The 19,524-nt window shown below is 70.5% G+C and carries 12 protein-coding genes and 2 riboswitches; of the genes, 7 read left to right on the top strand and 5 right to left on the bottom strand.

The genetic code is table 11. The annotated features are described in order from the left end of the window. Positions 1-2 precede the first annotated feature (2 nt). On the top strand, positions 3-5,627 hold the full coding sequence (locus ACLQ27_RS24945) for a GH92 family glycosyl hydrolase (RefSeq protein ID WP_357489685.1): 5,625 nt from the start codon (positions 3-5) through the stop codon (positions 5,625-5,627). Positions 5,628-6,135: 508 nt separating this feature from the next. Here the strand turns inward: ACLQ27_RS24945 and ACLQ27_RS24940 are convergent. The 3 genes from ACLQ27_RS24940 to ACLQ27_RS24930 are packed head-to-tail and all read right to left on the bottom strand — an operon-like array spanning position 6,136 to position 7,699. Beyond that, positions 6,136-6,738 (bottom strand): histidine phosphatase family protein, encoded by a 603-nt coding sequence (locus ACLQ27_RS24940; RefSeq protein ID WP_425868904.1) that lies wholly within the window; start codon positions 6,736-6,738, stop codon positions 6,136-6,138. Continuing rightward, positions 6,735-7,505 carry a CbtA family protein gene (locus ACLQ27_RS24935; RefSeq protein WP_357574882.1) on the bottom strand — a complete coding sequence of 257 codons (771 nt, stop codon included), beginning with the start codon at positions 7,503-7,505 and terminating at the stop codon, positions 6,735-6,737. The genes ACLQ27_RS24940 and ACLQ27_RS24935 overlap by 4 nt, the downstream gene beginning before the upstream one ends. Further along, the gene (locus ACLQ27_RS24930; RefSeq protein ID WP_234584025.1) at positions 7,496-7,699 is read right to left on the bottom strand and encodes a CbtB domain-containing protein; all 204 of its coding nucleotides are present in this window, start codon (positions 7,697-7,699) and stop codon (positions 7,496-7,498) included. Before ACLQ27_RS24930 ends, ACLQ27_RS24935 begins: the two co-directional genes overlap by 10 nt. Before the next feature lie 58 nt (positions 7,700-7,757). Next, a riboswitch (cobalamin riboswitch) is annotated at positions 7,758-7,831 on the bottom strand. Between the two features lie 198 nt (positions 7,832-8,029). Continuing rightward, positions 8,030-8,249, top strand: a riboswitch (cobalamin riboswitch). 136 nt (positions 8,250-8,385) lie between these two features. Between ACLQ27_RS24930 and ACLQ27_RS24925 the strand changes: the two genes are divergently transcribed. Next, positions 8,386-10,764 (top strand): ribonucleoside-diphosphate reductase subunit alpha, encoded by a 2,379-nt coding sequence (locus ACLQ27_RS24925; RefSeq protein WP_425868902.1) that lies wholly within the window; start codon positions 8,386-8,388, stop codon positions 10,762-10,764. 50 nt (positions 10,765-10,814) lie between these two features. Further along, positions 10,815-11,810, top strand: a complete 996-nt coding sequence (locus ACLQ27_RS24920; protein WP_357574909.1) for a ribonucleotide-diphosphate reductase subunit beta — start codon at positions 10,815-10,817, stop codon at positions 11,808-11,810. A gap of 145 nt (positions 11,811-11,955) precedes the next feature. On the opposite strand, the gene ACLQ27_RS24915 is transcribed toward ACLQ27_RS24920, so the two are convergent. Next, complete coding sequence (locus ACLQ27_RS24915) at positions 11,956-13,767, bottom strand: family 43 glycosylhydrolase (protein ID WP_357489690.1); 1,812 nt, start codon at positions 13,765-13,767, stop codon at positions 11,956-11,958. A gap of 428 nt (positions 13,768-14,195) precedes the next feature. Beyond that, complete coding sequence (locus ACLQ27_RS24910) at positions 14,196-14,966, bottom strand: FadR/GntR family transcriptional regulator (protein ID WP_357489691.1); 771 nt, start codon at positions 14,964-14,966, stop codon at positions 14,196-14,198. A 259-nt stretch (positions 14,967-15,225) separates the two neighbouring features. Here ACLQ27_RS24910 and ACLQ27_RS24905 point away from each other — a divergent pair, with 259 nt between their 5' ends. The 4 genes from ACLQ27_RS24905 to ACLQ27_RS24890 are packed head-to-tail and all read left to right on the top strand — an operon-like array spanning position 15,226 to position 19,435. Then, entirely contained in the window at positions 15,226-16,386 is a 1,161-nt protein-coding gene (locus tag ACLQ27_RS24905) for an ABC transporter substrate-binding protein (protein ID WP_357574884.1), read from the top strand. A gap of 4 nt (positions 16,387-16,390) precedes the next feature. Further along, on the top strand, positions 16,391-17,371 hold the full coding sequence (locus ACLQ27_RS24900) for a carbohydrate ABC transporter permease (RefSeq protein WP_234584015.1): 981 nt from the start codon (positions 16,391-16,393) through the stop codon (positions 17,369-17,371). Then, positions 17,371-18,198, top strand: a complete 828-nt coding sequence (locus ACLQ27_RS24895; protein WP_357489695.1) for a carbohydrate ABC transporter permease — start codon at positions 17,371-17,373, stop codon at positions 18,196-18,198. Before ACLQ27_RS24900 ends, ACLQ27_RS24895 begins: the two co-directional genes overlap by 1 nt. A 1-nt stretch (position 18,199) precedes the next feature. Then, entirely contained in the window at positions 18,200-19,435 is a 1,236-nt protein-coding gene (locus ACLQ27_RS24890) for a mandelate racemase/muconate lactonizing enzyme family protein (protein WP_425868898.1), read from the top strand. Positions 19,436-19,524: the final 89 nt, after the last annotated feature.

Here is a 19,524-nt window from a genome sequence, read left to right as displayed (position 1 = left end):
CCATGCCGTATCGCCCCCGTGCGCGCACCGTTTCCCTCCGGCTGGCCGCCGCGACCACCGCCGCCCTGCTGCCGCTGGGGCTGGTCGTCGCCGCGCCCCTGGCCAACGCCGCGCCCAGCGCCGCCCCACCGGGCTCCTTCAGCTCCTCGTTCGAGTCGGCCGACCCGCAACCCGCCACCAGCACCGTCGAGGTCGACTCCTCGGGCCGGCCCGTGCAGGGCAACCTGAGCGGATCGAGCAGCGCGAACCTGCCCGGCAGCCTGCTCGGCCAGGTCGACGCCGTGACCGCGAGCGCCCAGAACCCACCGAACGAGATCGCCGCGAACCTCGCCGACGGGAACCCGTCGACCAAGTGGCTGGCGTTCGAACCGACCGGCTGGATCACGTACCGGCTGGCGAAGCCGGCGGTCGTGGCGCGGTACGCGCTGACCTCGGCGGACGACGAACCGACCCGTGACCCCCGCGACTTCACCCTCCAGGGGTCCACCGACGGCAACACCTGGACGGACCTGGACCGGCAGACGCAGCAGCGCTTCGCCAAGCGGTTCGCCACCAACACGTACCGCGTCGCCAACACGACCGCGTACGGCTGGTACCGGCTGTCCATCTCCGCGAACTCCGGTGCCTCCCTGTCCCAGCTCGCCAGCTGGGACATCAGCGACGGCTCGGACGTCCGCCCGCCCGCCACGCCCATGGTCACCGGCGTCGGCCCCGGGCCGGTCGGCGGCTACACGACGAAGCCGAGCGTCGGCTTCACCGGGCTGGCCGCGCTGCGCTACTCCGGCGGCGCCGAGGCCGACGGCCGCTCGTACGCGACGAACCGGCTGTTCGACGTCGACATCCCGGTCGGGCCGAACACCCGCCTGTCCTACCGGATCTTCCCCGAGTTCACCGGCCAGGACGCGCGGTACCCGTCCACCTACGCGGCTCTTGACCTGCACTTCACCGACGGCAGCTACCTGAGTGGACGCTCGGCTGTCGACCAGCACGGCTACGCGCTGACGCCGGCCGGCCAGGGCGCGTCGAAGGTGCTCTACGCCGACCAGTGGAACCAGGTGCGCGCCGACATCGGCGCCGTCGCCCGGGGCAAGACGATCGACCGCATCCTGCTCGCCTACGACAACCCGCAGGCCACCGGGGAGACCCGGTTCCAGGGCTGGCTCGACGACGTCGAGCTGACCGGCACGCCGGCGGCGATCGACGGCTCCCGGCTGACCAACTACGTCGACACCCGGCGCGGGACCAACTCGACTGGCGGGTTCTCACGCGGCAACAACCTGCCGATCACCGCGGTGCCGAACGGCTTCAACTTCTTCACCCCGGTGACCGACGCGACCTCCGACTCCTGGGAGTACGAGTACCACCGTGCCAACAACGCGGCCAACCTGCCCACGTTGCAGGGCCTCGCGATCTCCCACGAGCCGAGCCCGTGGATGGGTGACCGCAACCAGATGTCGGTGATGCCGGTGGCCGGCGACGTTCCTCTCACCGGGTCACCCGCCAGCCGGGCGCTCGCCTTCCGGCACGACGACGAGACGGCACAGCCGGACCTCTACCGGGTCACGACGCAGAGCGGTCTGGTGGCGGAGATGTCGCCCACCGACCACGCCGGGATCATGCGGTTCACCTTCGGCGCCGGCCCGGCGACCGGAAGCCTCGTCTTCGCCAAGGGCACGTTCGCCATCGGCGCCGACGGCACCTTCACCGGCTGGGTCGACAACGGCAGCGGCCTGTCCGCCGGGCGCAGCCGCATGTTCGTCTCCGGCACCTTCGACCGGGCGCCGACGGCGTCCACCGCGACGTCCGCCACCTTCGACGTCTCCACCGAACGCCAGGTGACGATGCGGATCGCCACCTCGTTCCTGTCGGTCGACCAGGCCCGCCGCAACCTCGACCTGGAGGTGACCGGCCGGAGCTTCGATGCGATCCGCGACGCCGCCACCGCGGCGTGGAAGGACCGCCTCGGCCGGGTCGAGCTGCGGGGCGCGACCGAGACGCAGCTGGTCACCATGTACTCGAACCTGTACCGGCTGAACCTGTACCCGAACTCCCAGTCGGAGAACACCGGCACCGCCGCCGCACCCCACTGGCAGTACGCCAGCCCGGTGTCGGCGCCGACCGGCACGTCGACCGCGACCCGGACCGGCGCGAAGATCGTCGACGGCCAGATCTACGTCAACAACGGCTTCTGGGACACCTACCGCACCGTGTGGCCCGCCTACTCGCTGCTCTACCCGGATGTCGCCGCCAGGATCTCCGACGGTTTCGTCCAGCACTACCGGGACGGCGGCTGGATCGCCCGCTGGTCCTCGCCCGGCTACGCCGACCTGATGACCGGCACCAGCGCGAACGTGGCTCTCGCTCAGGCGTACCTCACCGGGGTCAAACTGCCCGACCCGCTCGCGGCGTACGACGCTGCAGTCAAGGACGCGACGGTCGCGTCCGGGCGGGGCGCGGTCGGCCGCAAGGGCATCGAGACCTCGCTGTTCCTCGGCTACACGCCCACCTCCACGGGGGAGTCGGTGTCGTGGGCGCTGGAGGGCTACATCAACGACTACGGCATCGGCAACATGGCCGCCGCCCTGGCGAAGGACCCGGCCACGCCCAGGTCGCGGCGCGACCAGCTCAAGGAGGAGTCGCGGTACTTCCTGGAGCGGGCCCGCAACTACGTCCACCTCTTCGATGAGAAGACCAAGCTCTTCCAGGGCCGCGACGCCTCCGGCACGTTCCTCGCCGGTGACCCGCTGGACTGGGGCGGCGTCTACACCGAGACCAACGGGTGGAACTTCGCGTTCACCGCTCAGCAGGACCCGCAGGGCCTGATCAACCTGTACGGCGGGCAGAAGGCCCTGCGCGACAAGCTGGACACCTTCTTCGCCACCCCGGAGAACGCCGACCGCCCCGGCGGCTACGGCGGGATCATCCACGAGATGCTCGAGGCCCGCGCGGTGCGCCTCGGTCAGCTCGGCATGAGCAACCAGCCGTCGCACCACATTCCGTACCTGTACGACATCGCCGGCGCACCGGCGAAGACGCAGGCGACCGTGCGCGAGATCATGCAGCGCCTGTACGTCGGCAGCGAGATCGGCCAGGGCTACCTGGGCGACGAGGACAACGGCGAGATGTCGGCCTGGTACGTCCTCAGCTCGCTGGGCATCTACCCCCTGCAGGCCGGCTCGACCCACTGGGCCATCGGCTCGCCGCAGTTCACCAGGATGACGGTCCACCGCCCGACCGGCGACATCGTGGTCAACGCCGCGAACAACAGCACCCGCAACGTGTACGTGCAGAGCGTCACGGTCAACGGCAAGAAGCAGCGCGGCGTGTCCGTCGAGGTGTCCGCGCTCGCCCGGGGCGGCACGATCGACTTCCAGATGGGACCGAACCCGTCGTCCTGGGGCACCGGCCGCAACGACGGTCCGCCGTCGTTGACGAAGGGTGACGCGGCGCCGCAGCCGTTGCAGGACGTCACCGGCCCCGGTCTGGGCACCGCCACCTCCAGTGGCGGTCAGGACGCGTCGAAGCTGTTCGACGACTCGTCGACCACGCAGCTGACCGCGTCGTCGGGCACGCCGCAGATCAGCTGGGCCTCCCGTGGTGGCCGCCAGAAGCCGACGTACTACACGATCACCTCCGGCGCGGGCGCCGGTGACGCGGCGGACTGGCGGTTGCAGGGCTCCACCGACGGCCTCACCTGGAGCACCCTGGACTCCCGTGCGGGCGAGGTGTTCCGCTGGCGCAACCAGACCCGGCCGTTCCAGATCGACAAGCCGGGGCGGTACTCCCAGTTCCGCCTCGTCGTGACGAAGACCGTCGGCGCCGCGCAGCCGACCCTCGCCGAGATCGAGCTGCTCGCCGGCGGCGACCTCGACCTGGCCGGCGGCGACATCACGGTGACCGCCACCGACGGCGCGCACGCGCTCTCCGGCGCACCCGCGACGGTGGCGCTGGCCACCGTCACCGGCGGCGTCGCCGAGGACTACCGCGCGACGATTGACTGGGGTGACGGCTCACCGGCCACCGCGGGCACCCTGACGCTGAGTTCGCGGGCCGTGTACCGCGTCAGCGGCGAACACACCTACGCCACGCCCGGCTACCACCAGGCGAACGTCACCGTCACCGACGGCACCGGCCAGGGCTCGGTGACGGTCGGCGTCGACGTCGCGTACGCGCCGAAGAACGGTCTCACCGCGGCGTTCGACACCGTGTGCGTCGGCGACGAGGGCACCCTCGCGGCGGACTGCGACGCGAAGTCGTGGGCGTACTCGCGGGCCGCCCTGGCCGCAGCCGGCGTGACGCAGGGGCAGCGGCAGCAGGTGCCGGGCACGGCGCTGGGCTTCACGCTGCCGCAGGTCCCGGCCGGGCAACCGGACAACGCCACCGGCAACGGCGCGACGATCGCTCTGCACCTGCCGTCCGACGCCCGGAACATCTCGTTCATCGGCGCCGGCACGCAGGGCAACCAGAGCACCACCGGCACGGCGACGTTCAGCGACGGCAGCACCGCCAGCATCCCGATCCAGTTCAGTGACTGGACGCTGGGCGGCAACGCCAACGGCACCCCGTCGTACGGCAACATCGTCGTCGCGAAATCCGCGTACCGGCTCAGTGGCACGAGCCGCGACGGCGCGCAGCCGTTCCTGTTCGCCACCACGCCGTACCAGATCCCGGCGGGTAGGACGCTGGTCTCGGTGACCCTGCCGACGCAGACCGGCGATCCCCGCTCGGCGGGCCGGATCCACGTGTTCGCCGTCGCCGACGACGGCACGCCGGCCGCCGCGCTGGCGACCGCCACCCCCGCCGACCAGAGCGTCGACGCCGGCAAGGTCCTCGCGGCGAACCTCGGGTCGGTGACCGGCGGTGTCCCCGGCGCGGCCGGCTACCGCGCCCGCGTCCAGTGGGGCGACGGCACGGTCCCGGACGACGTCACGGTCGGCGCGGACGGCGCGCTGAGCGGCCAGCACACCTACGTGCGGGAGGGCACCTACACGGTGCACGTCACGGCGTGGGACACGCTGTCGAGCAGCACGGCCACCTTCGCCGTCACCGTCCGGCGTGCCGGGCCGCAACCGACGCTCGCGGTGTCCGGCACGCAGCAGGTCGCCGCCGGTGAAACGGTCACGGTCGACGGCAGCGGGTTCGCCGCCGGCGAGCGGGTGACTGTGGTTCTGGCCGCCGGCACGACGCGGAGCGTGACGGTCTCGGCGTCCGCGACGGGCACGGTCCGCGCCTCCGTCGCGACGTCGGGGGACACGGCACCGGGCCGGTACGCCGTCAGCGCCACCGGCGCCTCCTCGGGTACGCCGGCGACGGCCACCGTCCAGGTGACCGCGCGCCCGGCGAGCCCGGCCTACGAGCCGCGGGTGTCGCTGCCCACGACGTCCGGACCACGCGGTTCGTCGATCACGGTCGACGGTTCCGGGTTCGCGCCGAACGAGGCGATCTCGGTTCGTGTCGGCGAGGGTCGTGTGGTCGGCACGGTGCGTGCGAACGGCGACGGCGTGGTCTCCGGCGCGATCGTCACCGTTCCGGATTCGGCGCAGCCGGGCGTGACGAGCGTGACGCTGTCCGGCGTCACGTCGAAGACGGCGGTGTCCCAACCGTTCACGGTCACCGCCCCGAAGTAAGCAGGGAACGACACCAGTCGGGCGGGCCGTGCTCCACGGCCCGCCCGACACCCGTTCCGGGTCCGCCCGCTCGGCTGACGGCCTTTCGTGGCTTGTCGCTCCGCGCGGCCGGTGAGGCCCTGTCGCCCGTGAGGCACATACCTCAGAGTCATATTTATACCTCTGCGGTATGTCGCTCACCGGCCTATGCGCCTGCCGGTCGCCCAGACCCCACCGCTGTCCGGCTCTGACGCCCTGTTGCAACCCACCGCCCGGCATTGCCATCCCGCTGAACGTCAATGCCGCCGCCGCGCCGCCCGCCGCCGCGCCGCCCGCCGCCGCGCCGCCCGCCGCCGCGCCGCCCGCCGGCGTCCATGCGCCGCCGACGGCCACGATCCTCCGGCGACGCCGGCGCTGACGGTCAGTGCCGGCGCCGGGCAGTGACCAACGATCCGATCCCGTCGGGCCCGGGTCCGTCGATGCCGCCCCACATCTGGGGCAGCTCTACAGGAGCCGTGGTCGACCCTCGTCAGCCGGTCACGGGTGCCGGGGGCGCGCTCAGCCGGAGCTGCCACCGTCGGCCGTGGTCAGTGAGCCGGACGATCGCCAACGGCTCGACGTCCAACTGCCGGTACGTCACCAGCGGCAGTCCCAGGGCGTGTACGACAGCGACCCGGATCACGAGCGGGTGGGTGACGGCGGTGACCCGTCGGCCGAGGCCGCGCTGTCCGTCCAGCCACCGGCCGACGCGCTCGTGCACGGCGGCGACGGATTCGCCCCCGTGCGGCGCGGCGTCCGGGGTGGACAGCCACTCGCGCAGCGCGTCGGGCTGCGCGCCGGCGATCTCCTGCAGCGACCGGGCGGTCCAGTCGCCGTAGTCGCAGTCGGCCAGCGCCGTCTCCACGGCGGGCGCGAGGCCGAGGGCGTACGCGGTCTGGACGGCCGCCGCCGCGGGGCTGGACAGGCAGGCGTCGGTGTCGTCCGACGGCGCCCGCCGACCCAGCACACCGGGAGACAGGGCGAGGGCGGCGTTGCGGCCGCCCTCGTCCAGTGCGTCGTCCCCGCCGAACCGGGCCCGCCGCAGTGCGGCGGTGTGACCGTGGGCGACCAGCCGCAGGCTGGTGGGGTTCACCCGGCCAGTCGTGCGTCGGTGACCGCGCGCTGCCGGTGCATCAGTGCGGCGAAGAGCAGGCCGATCCCGGTCCACAGCACCACCTGGGTGCCGAGGGAGGCGAGCCGGAAGCTCCACAGCAGCGTGGCGGGAAAGTCGCCCGGGACCTCCTGGAACGACGGCAGCACCAGGTAGGCCACGCCGGTGACCAGCAGGAAACCGCCGACGGCCGCCGCGGCGCGCAGCCACACCGGCGCCTGCTCGCCGACCGCCCGGTAACCCAGCGAACCGGACCAGACCGCCACCAGGCCGAGGACCACCAGCAGCAGGTAGGTGACCGTGCGCTGGTCGATGGTGGCCGGGTCGCCGACCGCCGGAGGGTTCGGCGGGTACTTGACGAACGGCACGATCACCGCCCCGAGCAGCGCGCCGCCGGCCAGCAGCAGCCCGGACCACCCGTCGTCCACCGTGCGCCGCCGCCGGTTCAGCAGGACGTACGCGGTGGCCAGCAGGCCACCCATCGCGGCGCCGAAGAGGGCGGTGGCCAGGAACAGCCCGCCGCGCTGGCCGTTCCTGCTGACCAGGGCGTCCTCGTCGTGCTGGTGCCCACCGGTGGCGGGGTCGGCGTGTGTCGCCGCCTCCTCGATGGCGATGGCCGCCTCGACGTGGGGTTCGCCGACGACGTAGGCGAACGTTCCGGCGAGCAGGCCGGCCACCAGGCCGGCGAGCAGCCCGCGCAGGAGAACCGTGACGAACGTGGGTGCGGTGCCGGTGCCGGTCAGTGGCACGGGACACCGAGCAGGTGCCGGCCGTCGTGCATCAGCTCGTGCAGGTACATCCCGCTGCGCGAGACGGCACCCTGGTCGAAGGCGACGAGATAGGCCAGCAGGCTGAGCACGGCGACGGTGGCCAGGACCGTCCACAGGAGACGGGTCGGGGCAGCGGGGTGCACCAGCGGCTGGCTGGACGTGGAACTGGACATGCGTGCACGAACCTCCTCGGGGATGACGCGTCCCCATCGCAAGGCTGCGGACGACCGAGCGTCCTGGCTCGCGGCCCCGTAGTCGGGGACCGCTCACAGTGGCGCGACCGCGCCGGATTCTCACCGGCTTCCCTCGCGTCGCCGCAGATAGTGGGTTGACCGTATCGGTGCCGGTTCTCCTCGGTCAAGCCGGCGGCGAGGTCCGAATGCGACGCCGCCCGATGCTCGCGCGCCCGCCGTCGCCGACCGGATCGACGAGGACCGTCACCGACGACCGCGACACGCCCGGACCCGACATGTGGGGTGTGACAAACCCAGTCGCCCCTATATATGGTGTCGACCGCAGCTGGTTCGGCCACTCATCCCAGGGTGGCCGAGGCAAGAGGGAACCCGGTGGAATTCCGGGACTGCCCCGCAGCGGTGAGTGGGAACGACAGCCGTCATCAGCACTGGGCCGCCACTTGGCCTGGGAAGCGACGGCCAGTAGGGGACCGGGTGAACACCGGTCGTGCCCGCGAGTCCGAAGACCTGCCAGCGCGCCGCGTACCCGCATCCGGGTGGGCGGTGGTCCGAGGCCGCGTGGGACGGCCGACGCCTTTCGGATCCGCGCCCGCTGAGGCGTGGCGTCCGCTGGTGTCGGTCTCCCCGTGCCGAGGGCCGTCAGGTCTCAAGCTCGCGAGGAGTGAGTGGTGACAGTTACCGAGGTAGCCGCGACCGGCGGCGGCACGGCCCGCCGGGGTACGCCGACGCAGGTCCGCGAACGCGACGGCGCCCGCGAGGCGGTGGACGTGCGCACGCTCGTCGCCGAGGTCGAGCGCTTGGCCGACGACCTGCCCGACGTCGACCCGCTGCGGGTGGCGACCCGCACGGTCAGCGGCCTGTACGACGGCGCGACGACGGCCGAGCGGGACCGGCTGACCATCCAGACCGCGGCCGAGATGATCGGTACGGAGCCGCAGTACTCGCGCCTCGCCGCCCGGCTGCTGGCCGGCCACATCGACCGGGAGGTACGCCGACAGGGCGTCACCTCGTTCAGCGCGGCGATCCGGACCGGCCACGCGCAGGGGCTGATCGGGGATGAGACCGCCGCCTTCGTCGCCGCGCACGCGGGAACGTTCGACGACGCCATCGACCGGGACGGCGACCGGAGGTTCGAGTACTTCGGCCTGCGCACGGTCTACGACAGGTACCTGCTGCGCCACCCCACCACCCGGTTGGTGCTGGAGACCCCGCAGTACTGGCTGCTGCGCGTGGCCTGCGGTCTGTCCCGTACGCCGGACGAGGCCGTGGACTTCTACCGGCTGATGTCCAGCCTGGCCTATCTGCCCAGCTCACCGACGCTGTTCAACTCGGGCACCCGGCACACGCAGATGTCGTCGTGCTACCTCGTCGACTCGCCGCGCGACGAGCTGGACTCGATCTACCAGCGCTACGCCCAGGTCGCGAGCCTGTCCAAGTTCGCCGGTGGCATCGGCATCGCGTACTCCCGGGTCCGGTCCCGGGGCGCGCTGATCCGCGGCACGAACGGGCAGTCCAACGGGATCGTGCCGTGGCTGCGCACCCTTGACGCGAGCGTCGCCGCGGTCAACCAGGGTGGCCGGCGCAAGGGCGCGGCCTGCGTCTACCTGGAGCCGTGGCACCCGGACGTCGAGGAGTTCCTGCAACTGCGGGACAACACCGGCGAGGACGCCCGGCGTACGCACAACCTGAACCTCGCCAACTGGATCCCGGACGAGTTCATGCGCCGTGTCGAGGCCGACGAGGTGTGGTCGCTGTTCGACCCGAACGAGGTTCCCGAGCTGCCCGACCTGTGGGGGGAGCGGTTCGACGCCGCGTACCGGGCGGCCGAGGCGCAGGGCCGCTACGTGCGGCAGGTGCCGGCGCGGGAGCTGTACGGGAAGATGATGCGCACTCTGGCGCAGACCGGCAACGGGTGGATGACCTTCAAGGACGCGGCCAACCGGCTGTGCAACCAGACGGCCGAGTCGGGCAACGTGGTGCACCTGTCCAACCTGTGCACCGAGATCATCGAGGTGTCCAGCGACGGCGAGACCGCGGTGTGCAACCTCGGCTCGGTGAACGTCGCCGCCCACCTGACCGAGAACGGCATCGACTGGCCGCGACTGCGCGCCACCGTCCGGACGGCGGTGACGTTCCTCGACCGGGTCATCGACATCAACTACTACCCGACACCGCAGGCGGCGGCGAGCAACCCCCGGTGGCGGCCGGTGGGGCTCGGGCTGATGGGCCTGCAGGACGTGTTCTTCGCGCTGCGGCTGCCGTTCGACTCGCCTGCCGCGCGGGAGCTGTCCACCCGGATCAGCGAGGAGCTGTACCTGACCGCGCTGGAGACCTCCGCCGACCTGGCGCGCGAGGTCGGCGCGCATCCGGCGTACGCGCAGACCCGGGCCGCGCGGGGCCAGCTCCAGCCCGACCTGTGGGGCGTCGAGGGTACGCAGACCGCGCGGTGGGCCGCGCTGCGCCAGCGGGTCGGTGAGTACGGGCTGCGCAACTCGCTGCTGGTGGCGGTCGCCCCGACCGCGACGATCGCCTCGATCGCCGGTTGTTACGAGTGCGTCGAACCGCAGGTGTCCAACCTGTTCAAGCGCGAGACCCTGTCCGGGGAGTTCCTTCAGGTCAACACGGCCCTGGTCCGCGAGCTGAAGGCACGTGGTCTGTGGACCGAGCAGATCCGCTCGGCGATCCGGCGCGCGGAGGGGTCGGTGCAGGACCTCGCGGAACTCCCGGCCGACGTGCGGGAGCTGTTCCGCACCGCGTGGGAGCTGCCGCAGCGGGCGTTGATCGACCTGGCCGCCGCCCGCGCCCCGTTCATCGACCAGTCCCAGTCGCTGAACCTGTTCCTGGCCTCGCCCACCATCGGCAAGCTCTCCTCGATGTACCTGTACGCCTGGAAGGCCGGGCTCAAGACCACCTACTACCTGCGCTCCCGCCCCGCCACGCGCATCCAGCAGGCCACCGTCAGCGCTGTCGCACCAGTTGCCGTCGACGCGGAGGCGCTGGCGTGCTCGCTGGAGAACCCCGAGTCGTGCGAGGCCTGCCAGTGACCACCGCCGACCCGATCGCCGACACCACCGCCGACACGAGGACCACGCACATGCTGCTCGACCCCGGGATGGATCTCACTCTGCGCCCGATGCGCTACCCGCACTTCTTCGACCGGTTCCGCGCCGCCATCCGCAACACCTGGACTGTCGAGGAGGTCGACCTGCACGCCGACCTCGCCGACCTGGACCGGCTGTCGCCGGCCGAGCGGCACCTGGTCAGCCGGCTCGTCGCGTTCTTCGCCACCGGCGACACGATCGTCGCCAACAACCTCGTGCTCAACCTGTACCAGCACGTCAACAGTCCGGAAGGCCGCCTCTACCTGTCGCGGCAGCTGTTCGAGGAGGCCGTGCACGTCCAGTTCTACCTCAACCTGCTCGACACGTACGTGCCCGACGAGACCGAACGGTTCGCCGCCTTCGCCGCCATCGAGAACATCCCCTCGATCCGCCGCAAGGCCGAGTTCTGCTTCCGCTGGATCGACTCGTTGGGCGAGTTGCGCGAGCTGCGGACCCGGGACGACCGGCGCGCGTTCCTGCTCAACCTCATCTGCTTCGCCGCCTGCATCGAGGGATTGTTCTTCTACGGCGCGTTCGCGTACGTCTACTTCCTGCGCTCCCGCGGCCTGCTGCACGGCCTGGCCTCCGGCACGAACTGGGTCTTCCGCGACGAGTCGATGCACATGGCGTTCGCATTCGACGTGGTGGACACCGTGCGGGCCGAGGAGCCCGACCTGTTCGACGACGACCTCGCCGACCAGGTCCGCCAGATGCTCACCGAGGCCGTCGAGTGTGAGGTCCAGTTCGCCGAGGACCTGGTGGGTCAGGGCGTGCCCGGTCTGACCCTGGCGGACATGCGGGAGTATCTCCAGCACGTCGCCGACCGTCGTCTCGTCCAGCTCGGTATCGCCCCGCACTACGGGTCGGCCAACCCCTTCGCCTTCATGGAGTTGCAGGACGTCCAGGAGCTGTCCAACTTCTTCGAGCGGCGGGTGTCGGCGTACCAGGTGGGGGTGACCGGGACGGTGGCCTTCGACGACGACTTCTAGGACCCCCACCCCACCCCCTCCCCACCCCGTCGACCAGGAATGTGCTGCTCCCCTATCGGCGTATCAGGGGCACCACATTCATGATCAACGTCGGCGGCGGGCGGGGTGGGGACGGGGTGGGGGTGTTCTTGGGGGTGGGTGACCCTCAGGCGGGCGAGCAGGTCGGGGTGATGGTGGGAGGACTCGTGGTGGCGCTCGTGCTGAGGTAGCCCGCGGTGGTGGACGTTCCCGGCGCGAGCTGCCCGTTGTAGGCGGCGTTCGCGACGGTCACCTGGTTGCCCGTCTGGGTGACGGTGCCGTTCCAGGCCTGGGACACCGTCTGCCCACTGGGGAGGGTGAAGGTGACCCGCCACCCGTTGAGCGACGAGGCCCCGGAGTTGGTGACCGTCAGTCGTCCTTCGAATCCGCCCTGCCACGTGTTGACCACGGTGTTGGTCACCGCGCAGGACTCCCCGGCCGGGACCGTCGGTGTCGGGGTGAGGGTCGGAGTGGGCGTCGGGGTGGGCGTCGGGGTGGGGGTCGCAGTGGGCGTCGGCGTCGGGGTCGGGCTGGGCGTCGTGGTGCCGCTGGCCTGGAACTGCCACCAGTTGATGTTGAACAGGTTGCCGCTGCCGCCGGTGAAGCGCAGGTACAGGTCCTGGGTCCCGGTGGCGCCGCTGACCGGGCAGGAGACGGTCTGCCAGGTCTGCCACCCGCCGGTGCCCGGCACCGCGCAGCTGCCCACCCGGGTGCCGGTGGGGCTACCGAGGCGCAGTTCGATGGTGCCACCGGACGTGGCCGAGGCGACGCGGGCGGAGAAGGACGTCGCGCCCGTACCGAAGCCCACGCCCTTGACCTTGATGTAGTCCCCGTTCTCGATGAACCCGACGTTCATCCCACCCTCGCCGGCCGGCTCGGTCTCGATGCCGGAGCCCCAGGCGATCGTCTCGGCCTCCTGCCGCACGTACGGGTTCAGGGTGCCGATCTGGGGGGCGCCCGTCGTGGTCATGTTGATCGTCGGGATGGTGCCGTTGGTGTTGTAGGTGAACTTCTCCACGGCCACCGAACGGGTGTAACCACCGCCACCGGGCAACGCTCCGTTGTGGTAGAAGAAGTACGAGCCGCCGTTGAAGTCGATGACTCCGGGGTGGTTGGTGAAGCTCGCGCCCTGGCGGGGCATGACCGTCCCGCGATAGGTCCAGGGGCCGGTCGGGCCGGTCGCGGTCGAGTAACCGATGAACTCGGAGCAGCACTCCGCCGCGAACACGTTGTAGTAGATGCCGTTGCGCTTGTAGACCCACGGGCCCTCTTCGTAGAGGGTCGGCCGACTCGTGTTCCCCGTCCGGGTGCCGAACCCGGCGGTGGTGAGCGGGATCTTGGTGGCGCTGCCGCTGTAGGAGATCATGTCCGCGTTCAGCCGGACGTACCACAGGTTCGGGTTACCCCAGTACAGGTACGCCTGGCCGTCGTCGTCGATGAACACGGTGGGATCGATCTCGCCGTTGCCCACCAGCGGACGGCCGATGGCGTCCCGGAACGGCCCGGTCGGGCTGTCGGAGACCGCGACGCCGATGGCCATCGAGTTGGTCGCCCGGGCGGTCACCGGCACGTACCAGTAGAACTTGCCGTTGCGCGCGACGACCTGGCCGGCCCACGCGTTGGCGCTCGCCCAGCTGAAGGTGCTCACGCTCAGGGGCGAGCCGTGATCGGTCCAGTTGACCATGTCGGCCGACGACCACACCCGCCAGTCCTTCATGGTGAAGTACGTGGAGCCGTCCTCGTCGTGGCCGGTGTAGAGGTAGACCCGCCCGTTGTACACCAGGGGAGCGGGGTCGGCGGTGTAGATGTGCTGGACGATGGGGTTGTCCGCGTGGGCTGCCGTGGCCGGCGCCAGCGCCGGGATGAGCAGCAGGCTCACGAGCAGGGCGACGCCGCGCCGGAGCCGGTTCTTCGTCCGTGGTGGCGGTGTGGGGTGCATCGGTACCTCCAGGGTGGGTCACAACGGCGGGGCACGGTTCGCCGTTCTCGCTGGCGGGTGCCGCGTGTCGTCGCGGGTCGCTTGGGGACCTCGGTGGTGGCCGTGCCGCGGGAACGGCAGGAGGGATCGGGGGTCCACCATGGCTCCCGCGCGCGGCGGCCCGCCGTTGTCAACGGCGGTGGTCAACGTCCCTGAGGGAGGCCCGGACACCCACCAGCGGGCGTTGGTCATGCGCTACTCCATCGACCTCGGCGGATCGAGTGGAGCGGTGAAGCGTGCCCTTCGCCTCTGCGGCCCGAGGGTAGTCTGTTATCGCTAACATTCTCAAGCGATGGACGAATCTGGATTTCCGCGCCGCCGTCGCGGGCCGGCCGGACCGGGTCGCCAACGCCCGGCGACCGGCTCGTCGGCGCCGCCGCGACGGGTCGTCAGCGCTGCAGCCGCGTCGGGCTGCCCGGCCCGCTGCGCCGCACGAGCCACGCCTCGGTGATGTGCGTGAACATCGCCTGCGCGGCCCCGTCGGGATCGTGGGCGGCGATGCGCTCGTAGATGCGCCGGTGCCCCTGGTTCGATGCCACGCACATGGCCCGCTCCGGCTGGCCCATGTAGCGCGCGGTGTTGACGACCTGGCTCTCCAGGGACCGGACGACACCCCGGGCGATCCGGTTGCCCGACGCCTGCATGACCGTGTCGTGAAAGGCGCGGTCGTGCTCCTGGTAGGCGACGTGGTCGTCCACCAGCTCGTCCATCCGGTCCACCAGGGCCCGCAGCCGGTCGACGGTCTCCTCGTCCGCGAGCCGCGCGGCGACGTTGGCCATGTCGGACTCCAGCACCCGTCGGGTGACCACCAGGTCGTCGAGGATCGCCAGGGTGTCGTCCTCGGCGATGGTCGCCGCGAGGACGAGCTCGTCGAGCATGTCCCACGCCGAGGGTGGGGTGACGAGCGTTCCGCTGCCCTGACGGACCTGCACGAGCCCCTTCTCCTGCAGGATCTTCACCGCTTCCCGGATGACCGTCCGGCTCACGGAGAAGGTCTCGCAGAGCACCGGCTCGGGGGGCAGCGGCGTGCCGGACGGGTGAACTCCCTGGACGATCCGGGTCACCAGCTCGGCGGTGATCGCCTGAGCCAGATTGGCCGGGCGGCGAGCCCAGGTCGGTGCCGTCGCGCCATTGACGGCCGGCTGGTTCGATGTCGTCACGTTCACCTCCGCGTAGCCGCGGGAGCGGGCCCACGAGTCCGCACCAGTGTACGGCCAACCGTTGACGTCACACGTCATACGAGTTACGTTCTCGTCAATCTTGCATCGACGGCCGTTTCCTCGGCCACTCCCCATATGAAGGTGAGCAACGATGAAGCAACGAGCAGTGTGGTCCGCGGTCCTCGTTGCAGGGCTGGCCCTGACAGGCTGTGGAAGCGCGACAGGTTCGGGTTCATCGTCCGGAGGCTCGGACAAGAAGTTGGTCGTCTGGGACTGGAAGTCCGGCGAGGCCAGCTCCGCGCAGTACGTGGAGAAGGCCAAGGCCGACTTCGCCAGGAAGCACAAGGACGTCACGGTCGAGTTCGTGGCCCAGCCGTTCGATCAGTACTACACGCTGCTGGGTGCGGCCATCCAGTCGGGCAAGGGGCCGGACGTCATCCTGTTCAACGGTGGCGGCCAGATCCGCGACCGGGTGGACTCGCTCCAGCCGCTCGACGAGTACGTCGGCGAGGACCGGGAGCGGCTGGCCGGCTGGGAAGCGTTCGCCAAGGGCGGCAAGACCTACGCCGCTCCGGTGACCCTGCAGGGCCACCCGATCTACTACAACAAGGCGCTCTACGAGAAGGCCGGCCTCGACCCGGCGAAGCCGGCCACGACGTGGGCTGAGTTCATCGCCAACTGCGGCACCATCACCAAGGCAACAGGTGCCAAGTGCTTCGCCCTCGGCAACAAGGAGGGCTACGGCATCCAGTTCTTCCTGTCGGCCATGGCATCGGGCGTCCTGACCCCGCAGGAGTACGACAACTGGATCGCCGGCAAGCGCGACTGGAACTCGCCCAACGTGAAGCGGCTCTTCGAGCTGTGGAAGGAGACCGGCACCGCGAAGCTGAACAACGACGGGGCCAACTCCACAGCGATGTTCAACGACGCCTTCGCCGTCTTCCAGTCCGGTAAGGCCGCCCACATCATCGGGCTGATGTCGGACATCGGGCACTGGAAGGACTTCAACGAGTTCGTCACGCCCGAGAAGCTCGGCGTCATGATGGCCCCGACGGTGACCAGTGGCGCCACCCCGAGCCTGCCGTACGACGGTGGTATCGGTTACGCGGTCGCCAAGTGGACCAAGGACCCGAAGGTGGCCGCCGACCTGGTGCGCTCGCTGACCTCCACCGACGCCCTGAAGGCGTTCTACGCCAACGCCGGCGCGATCACCGCGGACACCACGATCGACGTGTCGGCGAGCGGGCCGGCCGTCACCACGATCGTCGGCGCGCTCAAGACCGGCAAGCCGGCGCCACACGTGGCGCTCTCCTCGAAGTCGCTCGACCTGATGGGCCGCCTCTCGCAGCAGTTGCTCAGCGGCTCGACGAGCGTCGACGAGGTCGTGAAGCAGATGGCAGCCTCGGACACGGCGGGCTGATCTCGTGACGATCGGTAAGTCGCTCCCGTCGGTCCGCTCGGCTTCGGCCGGGCGGGCCGGCGGGGTCCCGCCCTCCGCACCGCCGCCGCGCGACCGCGCCGTTTCCCGGCGTGCCGCCGGCGGCCGCCGTGCCGAGCAACTGGCACCCTTCGTGCTGGTCGCCCCGGCAGTCCTGATCCTCGTGCTGCTGCGGCTGTGGCCGCTGCTGCTCGGCGTCAACTTCTCCTTCACCGGCGACGGTGACCGCGACGGCGCGATGGTCGGTTTCGCCAACTACGTCGACCTGCTGCACGATCCCCTGTTCCAACAGGCGCTGCGCAACGTGGGGCTGCTGGTGCTGCTCCTGCCGGTGGCGGTGGCCATCCCGGGTCTGCTCGCCACGTTCATCTACCTGCGCGTACCGGGGCACCGGTTCTACCGCAGCGTCTACTTCTTCCCGGCCGTGCTGTCGCCGGTCATCGTCGGCGCGATCTTCAACCTGCTGCTCTCGTTTGACGGTCCTGTCAACGTTGTCCTGTCCTCGGTGGGCATCGGCCCGGTGGACTGGCTCGGTGATCCGGACGTCGCGATGTTCGCGGTCGTCGGGGTGCACGTGTGGGCGACCTTCGGGATGGCCCTGGTCGTCTTCCTCGCGGGCTTCGCGACCCTGGACGCCGCGCTGCTGGACGCCGCCCGAGTGGACGGCGCGTCCCTGGCCCAGGTGATCTGGCACGTGATCATTCCCAGCCTCTCCCGCACCATCCAGTTCGTCTTCGTGACCACGATGATCGGGATGCTGACGTCCATGTTCGGCCTGCTCTACGTCATGACCAGTGGCGGCCCGGAGGGCTCGACGTACCTGCCGGAGTACTACATCTGGATCCAGCAGGGGCAGATGAACAGGCCGGCGCTCGCGTCGGCCGCGTCCACTGTCCTGTTCGTCATCATGCTCGTCGTCGGGCTGTTGCAGCTCAAGCTGCTCCGACGAGCGGGGAGGGAGGACTGATGTCCCGCGTCCGACTGGGCAGATGGTTGCTCGTGATCCCGATGGGGCTCCTCGCGGTAGCGACGATCTATCCCCTGTTGTTCACTGCGAACGTCGCCATGAAGACCCGCCGGGAGTACATTCTCGACCGGTTCTCGCTTGCCGACTCGCTGCGCTTCGAGAACATCACCACGGCGTGGACAAGCATCGGCATGGGCCGGTATACCGCGAACTCGATCCTGGTGGTGGGCTGCTCAGTGTTCCTGCTGCTGCTATTCGGGTCGATGGCCGGCTTCGCGCTGAGCCAACTGCGCTTCCGGGGCTCGACGGCGCTGTTCATCGGCTGCCTCGCGGCGCTCTTCATCCCCTTCCAGGTGATCATGGTGCCGCTGGCCCGGGTCATGGCGGACAGCGGCCTCGTCGACACGTACCCGGGGCTGATCCTCGCGTACGTCGCGCAGTTCCTGCCCTTCACGGTCTTTCTGATGACCAGCTACTACAAGACCATCCCCGCGGAGATCGTCGACGCGGCCCGGATCGACGGCAACACCGTGTACGGCGTGTACCGGCGGATCATGCTGCCGCTGGGCGCTCCGGCGCTGCTGTCCGTGGGCATCCTCAACACGCTGTTCTGCTGGAACGACGTGCTCATCTCGCTGCTGCTGATGCCGTCGGCCGACCACCGGACCCTCATGGTCGGGGTGACCTCGCTGCGGGGGCAGTACTCCGAGGACATTCCGACGTTCGCCTCCGGGGTGCTCATCGCGGCGATCCCCGTCCTGGCGGTCTACCTGTTCCTTCAGCGCCAGATCGCCGACGGCGTCGCCGCTGGTTCCACGAAAGGCTGACATGCGTATCACCGGGTATCGAACCCTGACGACGGTCCAGGAGTGGGGCCGGCCGGTCGGCGACGCCAACGGCGTGTTTCCCGACGGCGTCACGACGCTGCCGATCACCATCGTCGAGACCGACGCGGGGATCAGCGGCGTCGGCCTGGGCCCGCACGTGGAGATCGAGAGGATCTTCCCGGCCATCGAGGGGGAGGATCCCCGCGCGGTGACCAGCCTGTACGACCGGATGCTCCGACACACCTTCAAGGCCGGTCACGGCGGGCTGGTGTTCGGGACGATCGGCGCACTGGACACGGCCCTGTGGGACATCAAGGCGCAGCTCGCCGGTGAGCCGCTCTGGCGGCTGCTCGGCGGGCGGGACCGACGTGTTCCCGCCTACGCCTCCGGCCTCGACATCGGTCTGACCGACGACGAGCTGGTCGCGGAGTACGAGGTCTACGCCGGGTACGGCCTGCGGGCCGCGAAACTCAAGGGTGGCCTCGACATCGAGCGGGACCGGCACCGGCTCACCCTGGTGCGGGAGGTGCTGACCGAGGCGGGCCACGGCCGGCGGCCCGGCCTGATGCTCGACGTCAACGAGGCGTGGTCGCGTAAGCAGGCCGTGCGGCACGTGGCCGAGCTGGAACGCACCCTCGATCTGATCTGGATCGAGGAGCCGGTCCGCCGCTGGGACGCCGAGGGCCTGGCGGCCGTCGGCCGGGGCGTCCGGGCGTCGATCGCCACCGGCGAGAACCTCACCGGGCTGGAGCAGTACCGCCCGCTGATCGGAGCGGGCGCTGTCGACATCGTTCAGATGGCGGCCGTCTGGGGTGTCACCCACTTCCTGCGGGTGGCGGCCCTGGCGCATGCCCACGACCTGCCCGTCAGCCCCATCGGCAACATCCCGGTCGGGCTGCTGCACGCCGCCACCTCGGTGCCGAACCACCTGGTCAGCGAACTACAGGATCTGCGGCCGCCCGCGGGTATCGGCCTCGACCTGCACGTCGAGGACGGCGCGTTCATTCTCGGCGACACACCGGGACTGGGCATCCGGGTCGACGAGGTGGCGATCGCAGCGGCCGCAGACCGGGCCGGCGACCCGACCGCCGGCAGCCCGAACGTCCGACCGGAGCGGGCCGGTAAGCGCCTGCTGTCGGTGGCCGAGCACATGCCCACAGTTCCGGCTGTCCGGGTCGATGCCCTGCTCGCCGACGCCGTCCCGTCCCAGAACGACGTGGCGCCCCTGCGGCATTGACACCGTCCGACCCCAAGCCGCCTCTGGACCAGGATTGGTCGGATGATTACCGTGTCGATGGCGCCGACACAACGGATGCGGATCTCGCC

Source organism: Micromonospora sp. DT63 (assembly GCF_049841615.1).
In the GTDB taxonomy this organism is placed as follows: domain Bacteria; phylum Actinomycetota; class Actinomycetes; order Mycobacteriales; family Micromonosporaceae; genus Micromonospora.
This window is presented reverse-complemented; position numbering and strand designations above follow the sequence as displayed.

Excerpts from the sequence above, each read along its gene's own strand:
- ACLQ27_RS24945 (WP_357489685.1), top strand. The coding sequence starts at position 3 with ATGCCGTATCGCCCCCGTGCGCGCACCGTTTCCCTCCGGCTGGCCGCC.
- ACLQ27_RS24895 (WP_357489695.1), top strand. The coding sequence starts at position 17,371 with ATGTCCCGCGTCCGACTGGGCAGATGGTTGCTCGTGATCCCGATGGGG.
- ACLQ27_RS24915 (WP_357489690.1), bottom strand. The coding sequence starts at position 13,767 with ATGCACCCCACACCGCCACCACGGACGAAGAACCGGCTCCGGCGCGGC.
- ACLQ27_RS24930 (WP_234584025.1), bottom strand. The coding sequence starts at position 7,699 with ATGTCCAGTTCCACGTCCAGCCAGCCGCTGGTGCACCCCGCTGCCCCG.
- ACLQ27_RS24920 (WP_357574909.1), top strand. The coding sequence starts at position 10,815 with ATGCTGCTCGACCCCGGGATGGATCTCACTCTGCGCCCGATGCGCTAC.
- ACLQ27_RS24890 (WP_425868898.1), top strand. The coding sequence starts at position 18,200 with ATGCGTATCACCGGGTATCGAACCCTGACGACGGTCCAGGAGTGGGGC.